At 36.5% G+C, this 6653-nt stretch carries 6 protein-coding genes; 1 reads left to right on the top strand and 5 read right to left on the bottom strand.

Translation table 11 applies throughout. From position 1 onward, the window contains the following. Positions 1-545: 545 nt before the first annotated feature. Positions 546-2144 (bottom strand): long-chain-fatty-acid--CoA ligase, encoded by a 1599-nt coding sequence (locus AKG34_RS09810; protein ID WP_053345913.1) that lies wholly within the window; start codon positions 2142-2144, stop codon positions 546-548. 589 nt (positions 2145-2733) lie between these two features. Then, on the bottom strand, positions 2734-3180 hold the full coding sequence (locus tag AKG34_RS09805) for a MarR family winged helix-turn-helix transcriptional regulator (protein WP_053345912.1): 447 nt from the start codon (positions 3178-3180) through the stop codon (positions 2734-2736). A gap of 123 nt (positions 3181-3303) precedes the next feature. On the opposite strand from AKG34_RS09805, the gene AKG34_RS09800 reads away from it, so the two are divergent. Then, the gene (locus AKG34_RS09800; protein ID WP_053345911.1) at positions 3304-4494 is read left to right on the top strand and encodes an MFS transporter; all 1191 of its coding nucleotides are present in this window, start codon (positions 3304-3306) and stop codon (positions 4492-4494) included. A gap of 148 nt (positions 4495-4642) precedes the next feature. On the opposite strand, the gene AKG34_RS29285 is transcribed toward AKG34_RS09800, so the two are convergent. The 3 genes from AKG34_RS29285 to AKG34_RS09790 all read right to left on the bottom strand — a co-directional run bounded on the left by AKG34_RS29285 (position 4643) and on the right by AKG34_RS09790 (position 6624). Then, positions 4643-4945 (bottom strand): DNA alkylation repair protein, encoded by a 303-nt coding sequence (locus tag AKG34_RS29285; protein WP_269083730.1) that lies wholly within the window; start codon positions 4943-4945, stop codon positions 4643-4645. A gap of 49 nt (positions 4946-4994) precedes the next feature. Continuing rightward, a complete protein-coding gene (locus tag AKG34_RS29280) occupies positions 4995-5315 on the bottom strand; it encodes a DNA alkylation repair protein (protein WP_269083729.1) in 321 nt (106 codons plus the stop codon). A gap of 265 nt (positions 5316-5580) precedes the next feature. Then, a complete protein-coding gene (locus AKG34_RS09790; RefSeq protein ID WP_053345910.1) occupies positions 5581-6624 on the bottom strand; it encodes an oxidoreductase in 1044 nt (347 codons plus the stop codon). Between the last annotated feature and the right edge of the window lie 29 nt (positions 6625-6653).

Genomic DNA, 6653 nt, shown 5'->3' with positions numbered 1-6653 from the left:
GACCGGAGGTTTGCCGCTTGCTTCCTTCAGATTCCACGTCACCGTGGACACCCTTGCATTAAGCTAACCACTACAACTGCCTTCATGGTTCGGGACTTTCACCCTATAGATTGCACCCATGCCGGGCGCACGAACAAAGGTTTTACAGGGCTTTTTAATGCAGAAGGAAGTTAAATCCCATAAACAGTGAAAACCACATATTTGTTTAAACTGATGGAGCTAAATACAAATTTGTGGTTTAAGCCATTGTTGGCCTCCTTAACTTAACCATTTACTTTGCTGACGTTTTTTCAATTCCTGCTTATAAAAAACTGAATTTCCCCAACGCAAGAAAAAAATTTCAATGTACCCATTCTATTTATTTCATGGAATGTGAATGAAATTTCTAAAATGTTAGATTAGAGTGTCTAAACAGGTCTTAAAAGCACTAAAAAAGGATCTTCAATTAGAAGATCCTTTTAGAACCGCCATATTACATACAATAATCTTAGTATTTACAAAAAGTTGATAATAACCGTTTATCTGAAAAACAAGTGAGAAAGCCTTTAATTTACCTTCTTCGATCCTTTCCAATGTATTTCTCTCAAACGATATTTTTGCAGTTTTCCAGTTGCTGTTTTTGGTAAAGATTCCACAAATTCTACTAATCTAGGTGCTTTAAAGTGAGCCATTTGAGACCGGCAGTAATTAATAACTTCTTCTTCAGTCACATTCGCATTGGAATGCAGCACAATGATTGCCTTAGGAGTTTCTCCCCATTTCTCATCTGGAACGGCAATAACAGCCACTTCTAATACATCTGGATGTTTATACAACACCCCTTCAACCTCTGTAGAAGAAATATTTTCTCCTCCGGAAATGATTAAATCCTTAGCCCTGTCCTGTATTTCAATATATCCATCAGGATAGGTTACTGCCAAATCCCCAGTATAAAACCATCCACCTCTAATTGCTTCGGCAGTCTTTTCCGGATCCTTGTAATATCCATCCATCACAACATTGCCGCGGGTAATGATTTCTCCTAATTCCTTCCCATCCCAAACGACTTCTTCTCCATCTTGATTAACAACTTTTGTTTCCCCGTTAAAAACCAATTCTATTCCTTGTCTTGCCTTAATTGTTGCTTGTTCGTCAAGCGATTTAGATTCAAATTCATCCTTCCACTCGTTATAAAGAATGAAAGGTGAAGTTTCTGTTAATCCATACACATGGATCATATTTAAACCAAGAATATCTTGTGCTTTATGAATAAGAGCCGCAGCTGGAGGAGCACCAGCTGTCGCCATACGTGGACGCATCTTGATATTGGTTTCTTTTGCTTTCGGATCATTCACAAGCATATTGACGACAGTAGGTGCTCCACATAACAATGTAATATTTTGATTTTCAAATAAGTCCAGAATAAGAGGAGGATCAACTTTTCTTAAACATACATGAGTACCACCAGCAGCCGTAATCGCCCAAACACCACCCCACCCATTTGCATGAAACATTGGTAAGGTATGAAGATACACATCATCATGTTTTACTCCAAGATGATACATGAAATTTGCAGCGTTAATGTAATTTCCACGATGAGTTAACATAACCCCTTTTGGTTTTGAAGTCGTTCCACTCGTATAATTTAAAGTCAGAAGCTGATTTTCATCGATTACAACCTCTGGCTGTGCTTCAAAATCAAAATCTTTAGCTTGTTGAATAAAGTTCTCATAATCTATACCATTTAAAGATGTTTTATGCCCTGTGACAGATACCATAATGATTTTATCCAAGGCAAGTTTATGAACGATCTTTTCAATCGGAGCAATAAATTCTTCATCGACGATTAACATTTTTGAATCACTGTGACTGATAATATACTCCAGGTCCTCAGCTGAGAGACGGTAATTCAAAGGCACCATTACCGCACCCATTTGACAAATACCATAGAAGCATTCCAACATATAATGAGTGTTTGGCAACATCACTGCAACATGGTCACCTTCTTCTATACCTGCTTTATTTAAAGACATAGAAAGTTGATCTACTCGCTGGCCAAATTCCTTATATGTAAACTCCTTCTCTTCATCAATGACAGCCACTTTATGCGGATAATATTTCACCGCCCTACGCTTCCAGTCCATTGGGGTTAATGGGGAAAACATCATAAACAACTCCTTTTTTAACATCTCTTTCATTTGAATATTTGTAAAATTCAGTATACTTACCTCTACTAGTTTCGTCAATGTTCTAATAAAGAAATGCCAGCCGACAAAACAAAAAAAAATTATCTCCATAAATAGTTAGCCACTCACTTCAAATCAGTAAACATTTAAAGAGAATCTTATACTAGTTTTTTCTATTTGAAAGTTTACTAACAAAACGATTTATTATGGATTCTTTTCTCTATTGCTACAATAGGCTTAATAGTAAAAAAATTCTTAGAGGTAACAGATTATGAGTTTGCAAGGAGAAGTTTCAGTTGTAAATAGAAACAGATAAGAGGTGAAGAAAAGTGTTGAGGTTTTTTGTTTTAAATGTTTTTCTACTCGGTGTAAACAATGGATTGATCGCCGATTATCCGCTTTCATCTCATAAAATAGTTAAAGCAGTGAGATTATTGCGAAATTCACTGCTTTTATAGTGGTTTTTCTTGTACAAATCTTTAGATGATGACATCAAGTTGACTACTCTTGCATAATATTGGTCAGTTGAGGCTCCTAAAAAAACATTCAACTTTCCTCTGACTTTTTTCTATAGGTTGTTCTCTATACGTGACGACACATGTTCAGTTAGTTTTCCCACGATTTGTTTAAGTCGTTGGGTTTCTTCTTCATTTAATACACTATAAAAATCTTGAAAAATATTTGCGAAGCACTTATTGATAGAATGATAGGTTTCTCTACCAGTTGCGGTGGATTTAATATAAACAACACGTCGATCATCCTCACTGTGAACTCTTTCAATTAGATTCTTCCGTTCAAGCCGGTCAATTAACGCTGTCCCAGCTGCAGGCTTAATTTTCAAATGATTTGAAACATTTTTAACAGCTATGGATTCCTTTAAGACAATTAATTGTAATGCGTGATATTGCACGGAAGTTAAATCGTATTTAACTAATAACGGCTCAATTAATTCCTGTGAGAGACTACTAAGCTCTTTAATCGCATTATGTAAATTATATAATTCACTCGAATACATATTAGACAATCCTTTCTTATTGACAACTATCTATCTAAAACTATAACATAATTAACGTGTCAAAAAATTAACCATGCGAATTAAATTGGTTATTGATATTTAAAAGAGAAAGAGAGGCTGTTTATGTCAGCAGAACAACGTAAAAAGATAATTATCCTTATGATCAATATGTTTATTGCAATAGGAAGCTTCGGTATTATTATTCCAATCTTACCTGCATACCTGGCTTCCATTAATCAAGGTGGAACTGCTGCTGGGCTAATGATTGCCATTTTCGCAGGTGCCCAACTTATCTTTTCGCCAATTGCCGGAAAATGGACTGATCAATTTGGTCGTAGAAAAATGATTATATATGGATTAATTGGTTTGACAATTTCCATGTTTATTTTTTATGCTGTTAATTCCATTTGGCTTCTGTATGCTTCTCGGGTTGTCGGTGGGGTTGGGGCTGCTTTGCTTGTACCAGCAATATTTGCTTATGTTGCTGATATCACCACTTTCGATCAACGGGCTAAAGGCAATAGTTTAGTGTCTGCTGCCATGTCCCTAGGGATTGTTGTTGGCCCAGGAATTGGTGGATTTTTAGCTGATTTCGGCTTAAAATTTCCATTTTTGATTTCTGCACTAGTATCACTAGTCGCAGTAATATTTTCTATTTTTGTTTTAAAGGAAAGCGAAACGAAACAAGCTTCACAAGCTATGGACATGGCAAATAACGAATCGATGGTTCGCAAAATTGCCTTGTCTGTGAAAATGCCCTATTTCATTCCTCTTATCATTACACTTGTGATGAGCTTTGGATTAATGGCATATGAATCTGTTATCGGCCTTTATCTTGACAATCAATTTAATTCAACACCTAAGGACATCGCAACAATGGTTACAGCTACTGGTATCGTCAGCGTAATCGTTCAACTCTTTGTTGTCGACCGGATTGTTCGTCGTTTTGGGGAGGTAAGTGTGCTAATTATCTTTATTAGCGTCGCAGCCATAGGATTCCTTCTTTCACTTTTTGCTTCAAGTTACCTGATTTTCTTTGGAATCTCTCTCATCATCTTCCTTTCTACCTCCATCCTTCGACCAGTCTTAAACACACTGATTTCTAAGATGGCGGGGAATGAGCAGGGATTTGCGATGGGTATGAATAATGCATATATGAGCATTGGAAATGTGCTTGGACCCACTCTTGCCGGAATGATGTATGATGTTCAAATTACCTATCCTTTCATTTTAGGCCTCTTACTCTTGATCCTAACTTTAATGATTACAATGGCTTGGCAAAAGAAATCCCTTCATGCGAAGGCATTATCGTAGAGCTACGATAATAGATAATGTATATTTTTTAACAATACCCCGAATAGTAGCAACTATTCGGGGTATTGTTAAATTTATTAGATATTATTGAAAATAAGGGAAGCCCCTCACATTGAAGTTTCTCTTTATTATTCAAAAATATCCCATTTTAAGTTAGATGTTTTAGCGCTTCTCTCTTGCTAAGAGGTTTTAATTGATGATTTAAAACAAATGATTTCACGCTCTCGGGGTTAGTTTTTCCATATTGACGTAACACCCAACCAATTGCCTTTTGAACAAAGAATTCATCGCTATTTGCTCGTCTTATTATGTAACGGAATAGGCGTTCTTCATCCGTTCCGCCTTTATAGTGTAGTTGATATAATATCGCTGATCTTTGCAACCAAATATTCTCATCTTCAATCCACAAATCGGAGTATTGAGGAATGAGTTTAGGATAAGTTGAAAACATATAGCCCATGATATGAGGAGAAAGTACATCTACTGTATCCCACCATGACTTACTTACTTACAATCAAATTGACTAACCAGGGCATATCCTCAGCGCAGAGGTTCTTTTTTTCCTTTTCAAGAATATCAAGGGCTGCCTTTTGGTATTCTCTTTCTGGGAGGTCCCAAAGCATAAGAATGATATCTTTACGATTACTTTCCGTTGGCAATCCGTGTTCCTTCATAAACTGTTTAGTTAATGTTCGACGAATAGGGGATCGAATCCCCAAAAATTCAAATTGGTTCCTCAAATATTTTTTAGACCATTCTGCATATTCCACATCAGTGTGTTTTGAATATACATTAACCAGTTCTTGAATATAAGAATTCATAAATACCTCCATAATTTAATACACTTTGAAAAATGTTTCCCAAAATTGATTTCCCTTCATGTAACTTTATCGTGATATGTAAGGACAACTAGGAAATTAAAACCCTTGGAACTAACACTAACCTAAAGTTCCTCCTTTATCGACAGCAGTAAAAAGCAACCTGTTTATTCCGTTTGGAAAAACAAGGCTGCCTATTATTTTCATCTTCTCATTTCATTTTGATGCAAAAAGAGGAAAAAAGAATTCATTGGGACAACAAAGTATTTCAATTAACATATATAGCTTTTTTCCCTTGACTGCTTTCCAGCGCTGCATCAATGATCTTAATGACGGATAGCCCCTCTTCCGATGTGACAGGAGCCTTTTTCCCCTCAAATATACTTTCTGCAACTTCTTTATAATATGTTAAATAAGATCCATGTAAAGATTGTATTGTTTCGTGTTTCTCTTTTTCTCCATCAATCGTAACCAATTGACCATAGAATTGCGGATTATCTGCACCCCAAGAGTTATCTATAGGCTTTTTCCCCTCACTTAGCGCAGCCTCTTGTCCATCAAGCCCGTATTTAATAAAAGTTCCTTTACTTCCATGTACCTGAAACCGCGGTCCATTAATCGGAACGATTGACCCTGAATGCAATATCACTCGCAGCTTTTCGTACCCTAAAATAACATGGAAATAATCATCCGTTTCTGCATTCTCTCTTTGCGCAAAAACATCTGCCCATACGAATTGTGGCCAACCAAATAAATGTAAGGCTTGATCAATTAGATGTGAGCCTAAATCATATAGCATGCCAGCTCCTGGACCCTGCTTTTCTCTCCACCTATCTCTAACTACTGGTCTGAAGCGATCATAATGGACCTGATATGTATTGATTTCTCCAAGTACACCATCATTCATAAGTTTTTTAATTGTCAAAAAATCATTATCCCATCTTCTGTTATGATAGATACTTAAAAGAAGCTCCTTTTCCTCAGCAATCTGTATGAGCTCCTCTGCCTCCCATGTTTCTACTACCATCGGCTTTTCCAAGATAACATGTTTTCCAGCAAGTAAACTTTGTTTAGCCATTTCATAATGCAAACCGCTTGGTGTCGTAATAACTACTAAATCAATTGCTGCATCTTCTAAAACTTCTTCTAAGCTACTTACTACTGCCACGTGCTTCAAATCCTGCTGCACTTTTTCCTTTTTAGAACTTACTACTTTCGCAATTTCAAATTGCTCTAAAACACTTAGCAAAGGCGCGTGAAATGTAGCACCTGAAAGGCCGTATCCAACTATACCCACTTTAATTTTCCTCATTTTGCTTCCTCTCACTTTCTTGAATCTCT

Source organism: Peribacillus butanolivorans, from assembly GCF_001273755.1.
GTDB lineage: Bacteria > Bacillota > Bacilli > Bacillales > DSM-1321 > Peribacillus > Peribacillus butanolivorans.
Note: the sequence above shows the minus strand (reverse complement) of the source record. Positions and strands in the feature narration are given on the sequence as shown.